At 69.0% G+C, this 1,718-nt stretch carries 1 protein-coding gene; it reads left to right on the forward strand.

Features of this window, described 5'->3' with window-relative positions; all coding sequences use genetic code 11:
- A partial coding sequence (locus AC1DU6_RS30085) for a glucokinase (protein WP_477861703.1) occupies positions 1 to 1,718 on the forward strand: 1,718 nt, incomplete at both ends.

Consider the following 1,718-nt stretch of genomic DNA (forward strand, 5'->3'; position numbering starts at 1 on the left):
CGACAGCCCCCGCCTGCTTGCCGATATTGGCGGCACCTATGCCCGTTTCGCGCTGGAAATCGGCCCGGGTGAGTTCACGCAGATGGCCTCGCTGCGCTGCGCCGACCACGCCGACTTCCACGCCGCCGTGCGCGCCTATCTGCAAGGCCTGAGCTGGCAGGACGGCGGCGCACAGCAAATCGCGCATGCGGCCATCGCCATCGCCAACCCGGTCGAAGGCGATCGGGTGCGCATGACCAACTACCACTGGCAGTTCTCCATCGACGAGATGCGCCAGCGCCTGAGCCTGGACACCCTCGTCGTCGTCAACGACTTCACCGCCCTGGCCATGGCCCTGCCCCGGCTGGCCGAAGTGGATGTGCACCAGGTCGGCGGCGGCCAGGCGCGCCGGCCCAGCGTCATCGGCCTGCTGGGCGCGGGTACGGGCCTGGGCGTGTCGGGGCTGATCCCGGCCGGGGAAGGCTGGATTGCGCTCGGCACTGAGGGCGGCCACGTCAACTTCGGCCCGCGTGATGAGCGCGAGATGGACATCCTGAAGTTCGCCTGGAAGACGCTCGACCACGTCTCCTATGAGCGCCTGATCTCCGGCCCCGGCCTGGAGCTGATCTACAAGGCCCTGGCCGACCGCAACGGCGTGGCCACCGAGCCGCTGCAGGCGCCTGCCATCACCCAACGCGCGCTGGAGGATGGCGACGCGCTGTGCCTGGAAACACTGGAAGTCTTCTGCGGCCTGCTTGGCACCTGCGCGGCCAACCTGGCCGTCACGCTGGGTTCGCTGGGTGGCATCTATATCGGCGGCGGCATCGTGCCGCGCCTGGGCGAGTACTTCGACCGCAGCCCGTTTCGCGAGCGCTTCGAGGACAAGGGGCGCTTCCGCGAGTACGTGTCGGCCATCCCGACCTTCGTCATCACGGCCGAGCACGCCACCTTCAAGGGCGCCTCGGCCATTCTTGAAAACCAGCTGCGCAACCTGCAGGCCTCGCCCGGCTCGGCCATCCTCGGCCAGATCCGCCGCGCCCGCAGCGAGCTGTCACCCGCCGAGCTGCGCGTGGCTGACCTGGTGCTCGCCCAGCCGCGCTCGGTGCTGAACGACCCCATCGCCGAGATTGCCCGCGCCGCCGGTGTCAGCCAGCCGACTGTCATCCGCTTCTGCCGCTCGCTGGGTTGCGAGGGCCTGTCCGACTTCAAGCTGCGCCTGGCTTCCGGCCTGACGGGCACGGTGCCGGTGACGCACACCCAGGTCAACACCAACGACTCCATGCTGGAGCTGGGCGCCAAGGTGCTGGGCAACACCGCCAGCGCCATCCTGCAGGTGCGCAGCCATCTGAACCGCGACACCATCGACCGCRCCATCGACATGCTGCTGTCGGCTCACCGCATCGAGTTCTTCGCCCTCGGCCATTACGGCGTCGTCGCCCAGGACGCGCAGTTCAAATTCCTGCGCTTTGGCATGCCCTGCGGCGCCTACACCGACCCGCGCCTGCAGCTGCTGGCCGCCGATGTGCTGCGCGAGGGCGACGTGGCCGTCGTCATCAGCAGCGGCGGCCGCCTGCCCGAGCTGCTGTCCGTCGTCGAGAAGGCGCAGGAACGCGGCGCCAAGGTCGTGGCCATCACGGCCAGCCAGAGCCCGCTGGCCAAGAAGGCAGATGCGACGCTGATCGTCGACCACATCGAGGACATCGCCACCCACCTGCCGATGGTCAGCCGCATCCTGCACC

It is taken from the genome of Roseateles sp. P5_B10, from assembly GCF_056400485.1.